The organism is Pseudomonas sp. EA_15y_Pfl1_P101, assembly GCF_963970835.1.
Lineage (GTDB): Bacteria > Pseudomonadota > Gammaproteobacteria > Pseudomonadales > Pseudomonadaceae > Aquipseudomonas > Aquipseudomonas tritici.
In genome coordinates this window covers 118,507-133,029 of sequence record NZ_CAXAPA010000009.1, presented here as the reverse complement: position 1 = coordinate 133,029, position 14,523 = coordinate 118,507, and the positions used below count along the sequence as shown (strand labels likewise).

The following is a 14,523-nucleotide window of genomic DNA, read 5'->3' as shown; positions in this document are numbered from 1 at the left end:
AATTGAAGGAGCACCCATGAAGTCCAAGTCCCTAATCGCCTGCCTGCTGGTTGCCGCCAGCCTGTCCACCGCCAGCTTTGTCGTGCACGCCGGTGATACCCCCCAGGAAACCGTGCAACCTTCGAATATCAACGCCCGTGACTTGAAAGAGGGCGACCGCGCACCGGATATGTTGATGCGCAAGGAATCAGCTGTCAGCGACTGGAAAAAACGCGGCCTCAAGCAGCCTGAAGAAGACAGCCAGTGGGCGCGGGTGGGCGATAAATTCGTCCTGCTCAAGACCACTAACGGCACCATCCTTGAGATCACTCCCGTCAAGAAATGACCTTGCATTCGTGCCCTGTTCCTGAGTTAAGGTAGCCGGCCGTAAAGGCCGCGTTACCTTCCAGGAAAGAAAGCAGGATGCTTGCCACAATAAGAAACTACCCCCGCACCGTTAACCTGTTGCTGTCCGCCACGTTGATGCTCACGTTGGCCAAGGCGATCACGTTTCCGTACTTGGTGATTTACCTCACCAGCCACTTTGCCCTTGATATCACTCAGGTCGGTCTGGTGATCGGCAGTTCGCTGATTGTCGGCTCGCTGCTCAGCGTCTATGGCGGCTTCCTGGTCGACCGTATCAACAGCTACCGGTTGCTGCTCGGCATGAGCGTGCTGTTTGTACTGGGCTTTATCGGCACGCTGCTCGCGCAGAATATCTGGGCGTTCTACAGCTGCCTGATCCTGATCAACCTGGCCTACGCGGTGATCGATATCGCGGTCAAAGCCGGTTTTGCCAGCTTGTTGCCCGAAGACGCACGCAGCGAAGTGTTTTCCATCAAGTACACCCTGACCAATATCGGCTATGCCGTAGGGCCTTTTTTCGGGGCGATGATTGCCAAGCTGGACATCAGCTTGCCGTTTATCCTTTCGGCGCTATTGGGTGTAGGGTTTTTCCTGCTGTATTGGCGTTGGGGTGACCGCACGTTGGCGACCGTTGATGCCACGCAAAAGCCGGTGCCCTTTCTTGCCGTTGGCCGCGTGCTGTTGCGCGATCGTCGCCTGGTCTGCTTCACCGTTGGCGGCGTGCTCAGCGCCGTGGTATTCGGTCAGTTCACTGCATGGCTGTCGCAATATTTGGTCACCACCACCACCGCCGAATACACCTACACCGTGGTCAGCGCCGTGCTGACCACCAACGCCGTGTTGGTGATTGCCCTGCAGTATGTGATTGGGCGGCGCATCTCGCATCGCTACTTGGGCCAGTGGCTGATCGCAGGACTGGGCATGTTCATGCTGGGGATCATTGGTTTTGCGCTGTCCACCAGCGTGCTGTGGTGGGTATTGGCAATGGCGGTGTTCACGGTGGGGGAGATCATCGTGTTTCCGGCCGAGTACATGTTTATCGACCGCATCGCCCCGGACCACCTGCGCGGCATGTACTACGGGGCGCAGAACCTGTCCAACCTGGGGGCTGCCCTTGGGCCGGTGTTGTGTGGGCTGGTGCTGGCCAGCCTGCCGGCCCACTACATGTTCTACATGCTGGGGGCGTTTATCATTGCGGGCGGGGTGTTCTATTTCATGGGTGCGTCGCTGAAGGCAAATCATCCAGCGTGAGCTTGCCCACGGTGTTGCATTGCAGTTCGTAACGCAGCTCTTCCACCATTTTTTCGACTTCTTGCGGGGTCTGCAGCCGGTTCGTGCTGATCCCGGTGACAACCAGGTCGACCCGGCCGGTCTCCGCGTCGTAGACCTTGAGGGTCAGCGACGCGTCCCGGCACAGGGTGAATTCGCACTTCAGTGGCGACAGACCTTCTTCGATGCAATTGCGCAGTTGAGAGAGGGTAAACATGTGGGTTCCTTCAGGGTGTTAATGCGGTGGCACACGATCAAAGCCTTGTGCCCACGCCCTGAAGGTTAGGGTTTACTTGCCCGCGTCATAAGTTGAATTCGCACTAGACGCACTAGTGCATTTGCACCGCATTCACTTGTTCTTGAGCCGCAACTCGCGGGCAAACAGTCCGCGTTCGCGGGCCCAAACGATCGCTGCACTACGACTATGCACCCCCAGCTTGGAGTACACCGTGGCCACATGGTTACGCACCGTGTTGGGCGCCAGTTTTAGGCGCGAGGCAATTTCCTTGTCAGCCAGCCCTTCGCAGATCAACCCCAAAACATCCCGCTCGCGGGCCGTGAGGTCGGTGAACGCGACATTCGGCAGGTTGGGGCTGTTGACGCTTTTGGCGTTCGCCAGTTTCTCGATCAGTGTCTGGCTGAACCATGAAGCGTCTTGCATGACTTCCTCGATGGCGGCCACCAGTTCCAGCTCCGAGCGCTTGCGTTCGGTGATGTTCATCAGCACCAGCAGGTAGCAGGGCACATCCTGAATGATCACGGTGTCGGCGGACACGACACAGTCGATAACCTCATCGCCTTTCTTGCGCACCTTCAAGTCCTGGCCGTCAACGCTTCCGGCTTTTTCCAGGGTGGTGAACAACAGGGCGCCAGCCGTTGCGCTGTCGATAAAACCAATGTCTTCGATGGCCTTGCCGATCAATTCTTCGCTGGTGTACCCGGTGATCGTCATGAACGCCTCATTCACATCCACCACTTGGCGGTTGGCGGCGCTGCAGACCAACGTCGGCACCGGGGTCAGGCGAAATGATTTGGCAAACCGTTCTTCACTCTGGCGCAGCGCGGTTTCGGCCTTGCGCCGAGGCTCCAGGTCAGTGAAGGAGAACAGCATGCAGGCCTCTTCGTTCATGTCCAGCGGCTGGCCGGCGACGATCACCAGTTTGCTGCCGCCTTCGGGCAATCTCAGTTCGGCCTGCATCTGCGGTATGGTCGCGCCATCGCCCAAGCGCTGGATCGCCAGGCCCTTGCGCTCGGCCTGCTCCAGTACGTCCAGCTCATAGACGGACTTGCCGATGACTTGGTCGCGGTTGTAACCGGTCATCTCCAGAAAGCCTTGGTTGACCTTGATATAGCGCAAGTCGCTCAGACGGCAGATCACCGCAGGCGCCGGGTTGGCGTTGAAGGTTTTCTCGAAGCGCTGCTCGGCACTGGCCCATTCGGTAGCGTCGCTGAGGATCAGTACCAGCAGCTCCGGTTCGCCATGCGAGTCGGCGATCACCAGGCTGCGCAGGCGGTGTACCCAGGTTTTGTCCGAATCGGCGTTTGGAATCACCTCCACCACGACGTCGCTGAATTCGTCGCCAGCGGCAGCACGGGCCAGGGGATAGTTTTCCGGCAGCAGTGGGTGATTGTTGCGATAGCGCAGCGTGAAGCGCTCGGCATACGCCTGCGCATCCGCGCCTAGCCCCATCACGTCGCCCACGCCGTGCATGGTCAGTGCGGCTTCGTTGGCCCACAGGATGGTCTGGTCGACCTCGGCGAGAATGATCCCATCGGATAACCCGGAAATGATCTGCTGCAGTTGGCGGCGGTTGGTTTCTTTAGCGAGGACGTCCTGGCTCATGATTTCTCCGGAAAAAAGCGCATAAAAACTCCGACATGCACGCTTCAGGATAGTGCAGAGAAAGTGAGGGGGACGGAGTGCAAATGCATCAGGCAATCTGGTGCATTTGCGCCACGACTGAACAGCTATCGTTTCGCCACACGCCTACTCAACAAGGCACATCGTCGTGCTCCCATAACGTGCGAAGTACCTCTGTATGACCACTGTCTATGAAACCGATCGCTCGCTGTTTCGCGTGCCCTGAAGCGCGGTGTTGGCCGGTAGTGCAATTGCCCTGGTAACCTACCTGGTCCTTAGTGTGCTCGGCACCGCCGGCAACATGGTGGGTAAAGGCTTGTTGGCTGCCAGCAGCGGTATTGCCGCGGCGACGGATGCAGCGACCAATCCTGCGCAGGCGGGCGACCAAGTGAAGGAGTGGTTTGAACGCGTGATAGCGTCCGGTGAACCTGCGCTGAACGCGGCGGATAAAGAAGCGCTGGTCAACTTCGTGGCGGCGCGTACCGGCAAGAGTAAGGAAGAAGCCACGCAGATCGTCGACAATTACGCCCAGGCTTATCAGCAAGCCATGCAGAAGGTCGAAGAGCTGAAGCAACAGGCTGAACAGAAAGCCCGTGAAGTGGCTGCCAAGCAGGTTTCCCGTGCGGCCTGGAGCACCTTGGCGATGCTGCTGTTGGGGGGCGGCGCTGAGCTTCTTTGTGGGACGTATGGCGCTGACTAATCGTCGCGTACCGTTGGCCTGACGTGTTGTGATGAGGGTGGTGAGAGGGGGACCTCTCACCACGCTTTTGCTAAACCACTAACCATCCCACGACTGGCACGATGATCAGCGTACTCAACGCCATTGAGAGCACGTTACCGATGTAGGGGTGGAAGTGGGCCGGCAACCTCCCCGCGATGGCGCACGCTAAAGGTGGAGCAATCAATGCACCGAGCAGCGCACTTGATCCCATCACCATCCAACTTCCTCCATGGGTCAACACGGCAGCCGGTACTACTGACACCAAGGGAACATAGGTGGGATACCATCCTCGCTTGATCCACTCACGTCGCCAGATGACCACACCCAGCGCAGACGTCAGTGCTTGCGCGCCGATCAGGTGCAATATGAGGCCTGAGCCGTACGCCGGGCTCACGGGATTCAGGGCGTACGCCAAGAGGACTCCCGCCAACAGACCCAGACTGGCTAGCTCGTTTCCAAAAAACGGCGCTTCGGAGAAATCTGCCAGCACCCGGCGCAGGCTCCAAGTCACGCCATAAGTGGGAAGAGCGGCAGGCTCCGGTTTGGCCGGTGGGGTAAAGTCCGAGCGCACCACAGAGGGCATCCGACGGCATAGCATAAACGCGATCACGCTACCGATAGCCATGCCCATCACATTGCCAATCACCGTCGGCAACCCCAGCGGCACGCAGACAAAGTTGACGATCAACAGGCACATCGGCGTAACGAGCACAGCGCCCAGTGCTGCGCCAGTGAGGGTGACCTTCCACCCGCCGCCAAACATCAGCACCATTGCCGCCGGCAACGAGACGAACGCCGCGAACGTCGGTTGCCACGTCTCAGCGGTGACAGCCCATCCCCACAGCAGGTTGCTGAGTAGCAGGCCGAGCAACGAGCTGGTTATCAGCCAAGGCCATAATCCGGTCCCATAGGAAATGGAGAAACCTTGCCAGGCCTTACCCCTTCGGCTGGCCCACCAGGCCAGGTAGGCACCTCCCAGCAGGCCGAGCGACGCCAGTTCATGTTTGTAGAAAGCGACCTCGCTGATATCGCCAAGTACCCAGCGCAGCCAGGCAACAGGGTGTGGGAGGCTTTGCACCATATCGGTGTAGCCAGGCCAGGGCCCGGTGAACGCTAACCACATAATGATCAGAGCGCTGGTCAGCGCAATGACAACAACAGTCTTGTCAATGTTGGACCAGGGGGTTCGTGGTTTTTCTAAGAGGTTACCCATAGTCAACCCTCCAATCAGCGCGGCAGGGCAGGGTGTTGGGCGTAACCGAGCATTTGATCGTAGAGATCATTGCGTCGATCACGTTGCAAATCGTTGAGGCTGTTCCAGATCGGTGCACTGCGGGCGCTGGTGATATCAATGTCGGCGAACAAAATTTCCTGGCGATTGGCCGAAGCGACAGCGCCAATCGGCCAGCCATTGGTTCCGGCAATCAATGAGCATCCGAGGTAACGGGCGTCTCGCTCCTCGCCAATGCGGCTGGCGGCAGCGATAAACACGTTGTTGACGTGGGCGGCGGTCATCGTCAGGTATGACGCCATGCATTTTCCCGCGTCGTCGAATAGCGGCGGTGGCGTCCACACCCAGTTGTTCAGGCTGCAAATAATATCTGCGCCTTGCTGGCTGAGAATGCGCGGTACCTCCGGGAACCAGATGTCCCAGCAAATCAGCAAGCCAATACGGCCGATCGGCGTTTCAAATACCGGAAAGCCTGTATCGCCGGGGGTGAACCATAGCTTTTCCAGGTTCCACAAATGCGCTTTGCGGTATTTTCCGATGTAGCCTTCGGGACCTAACAGCACGGCCGTATTGAATAGCTGCATACCGTCTATTTCACATAGGCCTGCTACCAGATACACCTGGTGCCTGCAGGCAAAATCTATCCACGCCTGCACGCTGGTACCGTCTGGCACTCGTTCTGCGTGATCAAAAGCATCCTGGCGACTGCTGAAGAAATACCCGCAATTGGTGAGCTCGGGCAGCACGATCAGGTTGGCTCCGCCGTTCGCGGCTTCGGCCGCCAGTGCGAGGCTCTGACTCAGATTATTGGCGCGGTTGGCCATGCCGACCTGTGGATCAAGTTGAATGACCGCTACGCGTGCAGGGCTTACTGGTTCGCTCATTGAGGTGACCTCTTATTGTTATACAACCGGAAAATGGTTGGATGTTTATAAGAGGCGACAATATGTTTAATTGAAAGTCAGACGGTTCTCGTTGCTGCGTAGTCTATTTCCTTTGTTGCTCGGTTTTGTAGGCTGGGTAGTCCTGCATGTCAAAGCCGCCGTTGAAATTGGCGCGTGTTTTATTGCAGATGTTTATCACGGTGTCGACGGCGCCTCTGAAGCAAGGCTCAGTCCAGCCAGCATCAACGGAAAACGACTCGCCGCAGAGATAAAGTCCCGATTTGTGGGAGAAGTCCCTGTTGTATTTCATTAAGGACACCGCGGCGTAGTAGGTGCCTGCGCGATAGAGCTTTGCACAACCCAGCGAGTGCTTGTCGTTCATCCAGCGTTGAACGACGGCCTGTTTATGTCCTATATAAGGTGATATTTTTTCTTTGATGTTTGTGGACTTCAAGAGGATTCGGTCAAGCTCTTTTATGCATTTATCGACCAGTTGTTCGTCGTCAAATACCGATAGCTTGGTCGCGTCGTCTTCCCACGTGTAGCTGAGGAGGATGCAGTCATAGGTATTATTATTGTGGTAGCGGTAGGTATATACATCATGTACCCAGCTGTCCGTAACGATCGCTTGAGGTATGTTCTTGTTCTCTGAGAGAAACGACTTTTTTAGTGGCGCGTAGACTTTGCAGCTGGTTTCCCAGTGGGCGGTCTTATAGGCTTCTATGATGTTGAATGGGAGTGTCTCCTGGCTGAAGTTTTCAATTGATAATTGTGTCTCGATCAGCCAGGAGGGGAGTGTCATTACGACAGCGTCACAATCGATAAATACGTTTTCTGTTTTGTCTTTTTGTGTGGCATTCCAGCTGTAATACACCCGTATTTTTCCGTTCTTGAGTTTTTTCAGTGTTGTCACTGCACTGCTGGTCAGTAAACCGGATGGGCGCTTTAAAAGGTGTTCGTACAAAGAATCATCGGTCTCGTCGGGTTTTATGAAGAGCAGCGATTCCGCCAGCGATCCAAGGCCAATATAGTTTGGTTTGTTGAATTTCAGCCCTCTGGAGTCCAGCGTCTCTTTAGCATTCAAGTACGGTGCGTCCATGGGCGTACCGTCTGCGTCAACCCGTCCGTGGATCAACTGCAGATGACTGCTGAATCCAAATATCGCCGTGCGCAGAGGGTAAAGCGCGCAGACGTCATAGAAGGCGCCCCAACTGCCATCACCTATTCCGATGGCGTAGAACACTGCAGATTCCTGGGCACTCATACCCAGGCCGCCAAAGTTTCCAGGATCCCTGTGGTGCCACGTATCAATACTTGGCAACTTGACCAGGTCCCGAAAGGACATACCTTCGTATTTTCTTACTATCGATGCCCACATGTCCTCCCAGCGTTCGGAGCCGTAATTTTCGGAGACGCACAGCGTCATACGCTCGGCAAATGTCTTCCATTTCGCGAAAACGTGGCCCAGCGTTTGCCCTGGCGGGGCTGTTTTTCCATCGGCGTTTTTCCAGATCAGCAGGGTGGGTTCACTGCTGTTATCTATGCTCCCTTCTCTGAGGAATATACCTGTTGAGCGGACGGCCGGGCTGCCCGGGTTTGGAAAGTCTGAATGGCGCAAATCGAATTCGTTAGCGTAATAGGCCATCAGTGAGCGACCGTCTTTGGGAGGCTCATTTGTCTTGTTGAAGAACGGCATCCTCATTGCACCCATCTCGAAAGGGGGCCTGCCTGGCGTGTTGGTGTGATTGTTCCCAAGGGCGGTAAGGTGTCGGCCGCCAATACGCTTGGATTTTTCGAGTAAGGTAATGTTTGTGAACCCGCACCTGTAAAGCTCGCGTGCAGTCGTCAGGCCGGTAATGCCAGCGCCAATAACGCAGATCTTATGATTGGGTTCAGTGGCCTGGGCAATCCCGTTTACCTGTTCAACCAACGCGCGGTAGTCAAAGCACAGGTCGGGTGGATTAGGAAATGTTGCCCTCCATTTCTTCTCGGTAGAGCGCTTTTCTCGATGCTGGCGCTGGGCGATGTCTGCGGGGTAGTTGAAGCCGGAACCGATGGTCATTCTGATATTCCCTATTCAGCGTAATGAACGCTTCATAGGTTGAGCGTTAGCACTGGGCGCGAGAAATAAGCTGAAGGTGTTTTGGGGGGAGGGGACATCGTGTTTTTTTGTAAGTGAATTTCAGGCAGCAAGCGCAGAGAGAGCCCTCTGATCCTGAAAGGCGCTGCGGCGCGTAGAAACTGTCAGTGTTGCGTTTGAAGCTTGCCAAACCCGCTTGATTCTGGGAAAAACGCCATCCTTTGCGTCCTCAATGAGAACCGCCATGAGCCACGACGAACTCCAAATCACCCACATCCGCCCCGGCACTGGCAAAGCCGTGGTCAAGGGCGCGTTGATTACTACCCAATACACCGGCACCCTGGAAGACGGCACGGTATTCGATTCGTCCTGGGAGCGCGGCAAACCGTTCCAGTGTGTGATCGGCACCGGGCGGGTGATCAAGGGCTGGGACCAGGGGCTGATGGGCATGCAGGTGGGCGGTGTTCGGACCTTGTTCGTGCCGGCGCATCTGGCGTATGGCGAACGGTCGATGGGCGCGCATATCAAGCCCAACAGTAATCTGTGTTTTGAGATTGAGTTGTTGGAAGTGCTGACGCGGGATGATTGAGGGCGGATGAACAGGGATGTTGATGAGCACGTGTTGCCCGGTTGCTCTGTTGCAGGTACTCGGGTGGTTGAGCTGTGCGCTAGCGACGAGGCCGAGCTGCAACGTTTTTTCGAGCGAGCGCCGGATTACTTCATTGCGGTGAACGGCGAGCCCGCCACGCCGACTGAAGCGCGCGAGGAGTTGCACGGGCAGTTGCCCACAGGATGGACGTGCCGCCGGATGTATTGGCTGGGTTATCGCGATGCTGACGACCAATGGGTCGCGGTGGTGAACATTGCGGCGGACTTGCTGGCGAGCGGTGTCTGGCATATCGGGCTGCTGCTGGTCGATTCCTGCCTGCATGGCACTGGCCTTGCGCAACGACTGCATGCGGACCTTGAAAAATGGGCTGCGAAGAAGGGCGCCCAATGGCTGCGGTTGACGGTGGTTATCGGCAATATCAAAGCCGAGCGTTTCTGGCCCAGGCTTGGGTATGCGCAGGTAAGTACGCGGGAGGGCGTCACGATGGGACGGCAGGTGAACCGGGTGTCGATTCAGGTCAAGGCGCTGGCGGGTGGGGCGGTTGAGGATTACTTGAGGCTGGTGGCGAGGGATAGACCGGGTACCGCGTAGCAACTGATGTACGCTGTCCGAAATGTGGGCTTGCTCGAGAATGCGGTAGCTCAGTCGACATCTGCAGTGGCTGATACACCGTCTTCGCGAGCAAGCCCGCTCCCACATTTAGATATCTGGAGGGTTCAGGAAGATGCGTTCCTGAACCCTCCCTGAAGAATCTTCTTATTCCTCACGCAGACACTTTTCTGCGGTTTACGCTCCTGAACTCGAGGCGTAAGCTTCGCGCGTTTTCATCAATAGCGGAGACCCTCAGTGGGTACTTGTTCGAGTGACAGTAGTCGGCCGGTTCTGGTAGCCGGCACAGGCTTGGCAAGGTAACGCGCATTCTTCTGATGCCGTTGTCTCGCCAATAAAAGCGAGAAGCGGCATCCCGGCAGCAGCCAATCCTGGCGCCTGCCCGAATCCCTCTCATCGACGCTGACCAGCACCTGACTCACCTCGGGATGCTACGGACGCGCCTGCCTTTACGGTGGGCGGGCCAAGCTGACTGTGCCTATAAAATGGCGCGGGGCAGACGGCCGTACCTGCACGAGTGTTTCCTCGCGCAGGAGTAACACCATGAACTTCACGCTGCTCAAAGAGTTCTTCGCCGGCTTCCTGCGGACCCGGCATATTGCCCGGCATTTCCGCCGCCTGGCGATGCTCGAAACGGTGACTGACGCCAGTGTCAGCCGCGAAGTACCGCCGACTCTGGCGCAAACCCTCGTGGTCTCGGCCAACAACAGTGCCGTGCAATTGCTCGGCACGCTAGGCAGTCATTGCGAAGGTTTGAACACCCAAGAGGCCGATGCCCTGCGCGTGCAATACGGCCTCAACGAAGTCGAGCATGAGCAACCGCTGCCCTGGTGGGTGCACCTGTGGCACTGCTACAAGAACCCGTTCAACCTGTTGCTGACCCTGTTGGCGGTCATCTCCTGGCTGACCGAAGACGTGAAGGCCGCCACGGTGATTTTTTCCATGGTGGTGCTGTCGACGTTGCTGCGTTTCTGGCAGGAGGCCAAATCCAACAAGGCCGCCGATGCCCTGAAGGCCATGGTGAGTAACACCGCCACGGTGCTGCGTCGCGATGAGGCCAAGCGCATCGAGTTACCGATCAAGCAGTTGGTTCCCGGCGATCTGATTGTACTTTCGGCCGGCGACATGATCCCGGCCGACTGCCGTGTGCTCAGCGCCAAGGACCTGTTCGTCAGCCAGGCGGCGATGACCGGGGAATCGATGCCGGTGGAGAAGTTCGCCCACCAGCAGGACGCCAACACCCGCAATCCGCTGGACCTGGAGAATATCCTGTTCATGGGCACCAACGTGGTGTCCGGCGCGGCGACGGCGGTGATCCTGACCACCGGTAACAGCACTTATTTCGGCGCGTTGGCCCAGCGTGTGACGGCCACCGACCGCGCGACCACGTCGTTCCAGCACGGTGTTAACAACGTCAGCTGGTTGCTCATTCGGTTCATGTTCGTGATGGCACCACTGGTGCTGTTTATCAACGGTTTCACCAAGGGTGACTGGACTCAGGCGCTGCTGTTTGCATTGTCGATTGCCGTGGGCCTCACCCCGGAAATGTTGCCGATGATCGTCACCTCCACCCTGGCCAAGGGTGCGGTGTTTCTGTCGCGCAAAAAGGTCATCGTCAAGCGCCTGGACGCGATCCAGAACTTCGGCGCCATGGACGTGCTGTGCACCGACAAGACCGGCACGTTGACCCAGGACAGGATTTTCCTGGCGCGCCATGTGGATGTGTGGGGCGAAGAGTCCGACGATGTGCTGGAAATGGCCTACCTCAACAGCTACTACCAGACCGGCCTGAAAAACCTGCTGGACGTGGCAGTGCTGGAGCACGTGGAGGTGCATCGCGAGCTGAAAGTCGGCACCGCGTTCCACAAGGTCGATGAGATCCCGTTCGATTTCAATCGTCGCCGCATGTCGGTGGTAGTGGCCGAGGAAGGCTTGCCGCACCTGTTGATCTGCAAGGGCGCTGTGGAGGAAATCCTCTCTGTGTGCAACAACGTGCGCCATGGCGACACCAACGAGGCGCTGACCGATGAACTGCTGGCACGTATTCGCCAGGTCACCGCTGCGTTCAACGAAGAAGGCCTGCGCGTGGTGGCCGTGGCCGCGCAACCCATGACGCCGGGGCGCGACACTTACAGCCTGGCGGATGAGCAAAACCTCACGCTGATCGGCTACGTGGCTTTCCTCGACCCACCGAAGGAAAGCACTGCTCCCGCCCTCAAGGCGCTCAAAGCCCATGGCGTTGCGGTAAAAGTGCTGACCGGTGACAACGAGCTGGTCACCGCCAAAATCTGCCGTGAAGTGGGCCTGGAGCAACAAGGCCTGCTGATGGGCAACGATATCGAGGACATGACCGACGCCGAGCTGGCAGAGGCCGTGGAAACCACCAACGTGTTCGCCAAGCTGACGCCGAGCCACAAGGAGCGCATCGTGCGCCTGCTCAAGGCTAACGGACATGTGGTGGGCTTTATGGGCGATGGCATCAACGACGCGCCGGCGTTGCGTACCGCCGACATCGGTATTTCGGTGGACAGCGCGGTGGATATTGCCAAGGAAGCCGCCGACATCATCCTTCTGGAAAAAAGCCTGATGATCCTGGAGGAGGGCGTGCTGGAGGGGCGGCGTACCTTCGCCAACATGCTCAAGTACATCAAGATGACCGCCAGTTCCAACTTCGGCAACGTGTTCTCGGTGCTGGTGGCCAGTGCATTTATCCCGTTCCTGCCGATGCTGCCGATGCATTTGCTGGTGCAGAACCTGCTGTATGACATTTCGCAGATCGCGATTCCGTTCGATAACGTCGATGAAGACATGCTCGCCAAGCCACAACGCTGGCAACCGGGCGATGTCGGCCGCTTCATGCTGTTTTTCGGGCCGATCAGTTCGATCTTTGACATCACCACGTTTGCACTCATGTGGTATGTCTTCGATGCCAACACCCCCGACCACCAGACCCTGTTCCAGTCCGGCTGGTTTGTGGTGGGGCTGCTGACCCAGACGCTGATCGTGCACATGATCCGCACCCCGAAAATCCCGTTCCTGCAAAGCCGTGCGGCGATGCCGTTGATGGTGATGACCGGTGTGATCATGGCCGTGGGGGTTTTCCTGCCGATGGGGCCGTTGGCGCATTACTTTAAATTGCAGGCGCTGCCATCGCTGTACTTTGTGTTCCTGCCCGTGATCCTGCTGGCGTACATGGCCCTGACCCAGGCGGTGAAGGGTTACTACATCCGTAAGTTTGGCTGGCAATAAACAGGGACGATTTCCTTTGCAAGCAATCAACAACATCAACCTCAATTCCCTGATCGACACCCTGGTCAGCCTCACTGCGGCATTCATCCTTGGCGGCCTGATCGGTTTCGAGCGTCAATACCGCCAGCGCACTGCAGGTCTGCGCACCAACGTGCTGGTGGCGGTGGGCGCGGCGATTTTCGTCGACATGGCCAACCGTCTCGGCGGTGCGGAAGGTGCGGTGCGCGTAGTGGCGTATGTCGTGTCGGGCATCGGCTTTCTCGGCGCCGGTGTGATCATGCGTGAAGAAGGCAATGTGCGCGGGCTCAACACCGCCGCCACGCTCTGGGCGTCGGCGGCAGTGGGGGCCTGCGCGGGTGCCGACCTGATCCTCGAAGCGCTGCTGGGCACGCTGTTCGTGCTGGCGGCCAATACCTTGCTGCGGCCGATCGTTAACACTATCAACCGCCAGCCGCTGGATGTGGTGTCGGCGGAGGTGACCAATATCTTGTATGTAATCGCTCGACGTACCCAGCAGAAAGCCGTGCTGGCCTTGTTGGAAGCTGAGCTGGCGCGTTGCAATTACCCAGCCAGCGATGTTGACGTGCGCCCCTTTGGCACGGAGGAAGTAGAAATCGAAGCCACCCTGGCCGTGACGTCGGTCGACGGTGACGAGTTGGACGCGCTGGTGGAAAGGATATCGATGTCGACTCTGGTGGTGCAGGCGTTCTGGAGTCCGAGTACCACCGAGTAGCCCCCCCCCCGGCTGCCAGGCTCTGTCCCGCGCAAAGCTGACTATGCTACTACGAGGAAAAATCCTACAAGCAATCGAGATGATCCCTTCATTTGATAAGGCGCGACGTTGCTAAGGTTGCGCGCTTGCGCCTCAGGAACAAGGGCGCGGCTCTACGTGTTTACCGTGCTTTATCAAAAGTAGGGGTCTGTACTGCCTGAAGTGTCAAGCAGAGTAATCAGCACCGTTTGTCGGAACTGTTACTTTTCACAGGTAGATAGGTCCCGTGTGATATGTAAGCGTACTGATCCCTCGGGGAGTCTTATGAGCAAAGCTTTAATTGTGGATGATCACCCTTTTATACGTGCCACCGTGAAGTACCTGTTGAAGCAGGAAGGATTCTTTGAAATATATGAAGCAGGCAACGGTGCAGACGCCATGCAGATTGCTCGTGAGAAATGTCCGGACCTGGTCATCCTTGACCTGGCGATGCCCAAGCTTGGCGGGCTGGAGGTGATCAGCCGGATCAAGGCGTTGGAACTGCCCTGTAAAATCCTCGTGCTGACTTCGTACCTGGCGGTGTTCTTTTCTACCCGCTGCATGCGCGCCGGAGCCATGGGCTTTGTTAACAAGACCGGTGAACTGGACGAGTTGCAAAAGGCGATCAGGGCGATCAGGTCCGGTTACAGCTGCTTCCCCAGCGTGGCCACCAGTTCGGTGCGCCGTGATGATTTGCAGACCACCGAGCAAGAACTGGTGCACGCGCTGTCGGATCGCGAATTGACGGTATTGCAAAAACTGGCGCTGGGCCAGGGCAACAAGGAAATCGCTGAGGAGATGTTGTTGAGCCACAAGACCATCAGCACCTATAAGACACGACTCAAGGAGAAGCTGCGTATGTCCTCGGTGGTGCACCTGTCCAAGTTTGCCCAGCGCAATCATCTGATCTGAA

Annotated in this window: 12 protein-coding genes and 1 pseudogene; 8 read left to right on the top strand and 5 right to left on the bottom strand. The window is 57.4% G+C overall.

Translation table 11 applies throughout. The features are described 5' to 3' along the window. The first annotated feature begins 16 nt into the window (after positions 1 to 16). Entirely contained in the window at positions 17 to 325 is a 309-nt protein-coding gene (locus tag AACY36_RS16100; protein ID WP_339420135.1) for an RcnB family protein, read from the top strand. A 77-nt stretch (positions 326 to 402) separates the two neighbouring features. Beyond that, positions 403 to 1,596, top strand: coding sequence for an MFS transporter (locus AACY36_RS16095; protein ID WP_339428078.1), 1,194 nt, complete (start codon positions 403 to 405; stop codon positions 1,594 to 1,596). Here AACY36_RS16095 and AACY36_RS16090 read toward each other — a convergent pair. Further along, the gene (locus tag AACY36_RS16090) at positions 1,559 to 1,831 is read right to left on the bottom strand and encodes a DUF1652 domain-containing protein (RefSeq protein ID WP_339497292.1); all 273 of its coding nucleotides are present in this window, start codon (positions 1,829 to 1,831) and stop codon (positions 1,559 to 1,561) included. The genes AACY36_RS16095 and AACY36_RS16090 overlap by 38 nt on opposite strands. A gap of 132 nt (positions 1,832 to 1,963) precedes the next feature. Then, the gene (locus AACY36_RS16085; RefSeq protein WP_339420139.1) at positions 1,964 to 3,457 is read right to left on the bottom strand and encodes a helix-turn-helix transcriptional regulator; all 1,494 of its coding nucleotides are present in this window, start codon (positions 3,455 to 3,457) and stop codon (positions 1,964 to 1,966) included. Positions 3,458 to 3,707: 250 nt separating this feature from the next. On the opposite strand from AACY36_RS16085, the pseudogene AACY36_RS16080 reads away from it, so the two are divergent. After that, positions 3,708 to 4,197: pseudogene (locus tag AACY36_RS16080) on the top strand (hypothetical protein). Between the two features lie 48 nt (positions 4,198 to 4,245). Here the strand turns inward: AACY36_RS16080 and AACY36_RS16075 are convergent. From AACY36_RS16075 to AACY36_RS16065, 3 genes are all read right to left on the bottom strand, one after another. After that, a complete protein-coding gene (locus tag AACY36_RS16075) occupies positions 4,246 to 5,409 on the bottom strand; it encodes a hypothetical protein (protein ID WP_339419499.1) in 1,164 nt (387 codons plus the stop codon). 14 nt (positions 5,410 to 5,423) lie between these two features. Then, a complete protein-coding gene (locus tag AACY36_RS16070; protein WP_339419497.1) occupies positions 5,424 to 6,311 on the bottom strand; it encodes a nitrilase family protein in 888 nt (295 codons plus the stop codon). Positions 6,312 to 6,414: 103 nt separating this feature from the next. Further along, positions 6,415 to 8,373, bottom strand: coding sequence for a flavin monoamine oxidase family protein (locus AACY36_RS16065; protein ID WP_339428075.1), 1,959 nt, complete (start codon positions 8,371 to 8,373; stop codon positions 6,415 to 6,417). 262 nt (positions 8,374 to 8,635) lie between these two features. Here AACY36_RS16065 and AACY36_RS16060 point away from each other — a divergent pair, with 262 nt between their 5' ends. From AACY36_RS16060 to AACY36_RS16040, 5 genes are all read left to right on the top strand, one after another. Then, positions 8,636 to 8,980, top strand: coding sequence for an FKBP-type peptidyl-prolyl cis-trans isomerase (locus AACY36_RS16060; RefSeq protein WP_339497291.1), 345 nt, complete (start codon positions 8,636 to 8,638; stop codon positions 8,978 to 8,980). Positions 8,981 to 8,986: 6 nt separating this feature from the next. Beyond that, positions 8,987 to 9,592 (top strand): GNAT family N-acetyltransferase, encoded by a 606-nt coding sequence (locus AACY36_RS16055; RefSeq protein ID WP_339493494.1) that lies wholly within the window; start codon positions 8,987 to 8,989, stop codon positions 9,590 to 9,592. A gap of 561 nt (positions 9,593 to 10,153) precedes the next feature. Then, complete coding sequence (gene mgtA / locus AACY36_RS16050; RefSeq protein ID WP_339419493.1) at positions 10,154 to 12,859, top strand: magnesium-translocating P-type ATPase; 2,706 nt, start codon at positions 10,154 to 10,156, stop codon at positions 12,857 to 12,859. A gap of 16 nt (positions 12,860 to 12,875) precedes the next feature. Then, positions 12,876 to 13,592, top strand: coding sequence for an MgtC/SapB family protein (locus tag AACY36_RS16045; RefSeq protein WP_339419491.1), 717 nt, complete (start codon positions 12,876 to 12,878; stop codon positions 13,590 to 13,592). A gap of 303 nt (positions 13,593 to 13,895) precedes the next feature. Continuing rightward, positions 13,896 to 14,522: a response regulator transcription factor gene (locus AACY36_RS16040; RefSeq protein WP_339419489.1), complete on the top strand. Its 627-nt coding sequence runs from the start codon at positions 13,896 to 13,898 to the stop codon at positions 14,520 to 14,522. The last annotated feature ends 1 nt before the right edge of the window (position 14,523 follow it).

What these genes read in the sequence shown, in the direction of transcription:
- AACY36_RS16075 (WP_339419499.1), bottom strand. Translation starts at nt 5,409, where the DNA reads ATGGGTAACCTCTTAGAAAAACCACGAACCCCCTGGTCCAACATTGAC.
- AACY36_RS16085 (WP_339420139.1), bottom strand. Translation starts at nt 3,457, where the DNA reads ATGAGCCAGGACGTCCTCGCTAAAGAAACCAACCGCCGCCAACTGCAG.
- AACY36_RS16070 (WP_339419497.1), bottom strand. Translation starts at nt 6,311, where the DNA reads ATGAGCGAACCAGTAAGCCCTGCACGCGTAGCGGTCATTCAACTTGAT.
- AACY36_RS16090 (WP_339497292.1), bottom strand. Translation starts at nt 1,831, where the DNA reads ATGTTTACCCTCTCTCAACTGCGCAATTGCATCGAAGAAGGTCTGTCG.
- AACY36_RS16060 (WP_339497291.1), top strand. Translation starts at nt 8,636, where the DNA reads ATGAGCCACGACGAACTCCAAATCACCCACATCCGCCCCGGCACTGGC.
- AACY36_RS16055 (WP_339493494.1), top strand. Translation starts at nt 8,987, where the DNA reads ATGAACAGGGATGTTGATGAGCACGTGTTGCCCGGTTGCTCTGTTGCA.
- mgtA (WP_339419493.1), top strand. Translation starts at nt 10,154, where the DNA reads ATGAACTTCACGCTGCTCAAAGAGTTCTTCGCCGGCTTCCTGCGGACC.
- AACY36_RS16100 (WP_339420135.1), top strand. Translation starts at nt 17, where the DNA reads ATGAAGTCCAAGTCCCTAATCGCCTGCCTGCTGGTTGCCGCCAGCCTG.
- AACY36_RS16065 (WP_339428075.1), bottom strand. Translation starts at nt 8,373, where the DNA reads ATGACCATCGGTTCCGGCTTCAACTACCCCGCAGACATCGCCCAGCGC.
- AACY36_RS16095 (WP_339428078.1), top strand. Translation starts at nt 403, where the DNA reads ATGCTTGCCACAATAAGAAACTACCCCCGCACCGTTAACCTGTTGCTG.
- AACY36_RS16040 (WP_339419489.1), top strand. Translation starts at nt 13,896, where the DNA reads ATGAGCAAAGCTTTAATTGTGGATGATCACCCTTTTATACGTGCCACC.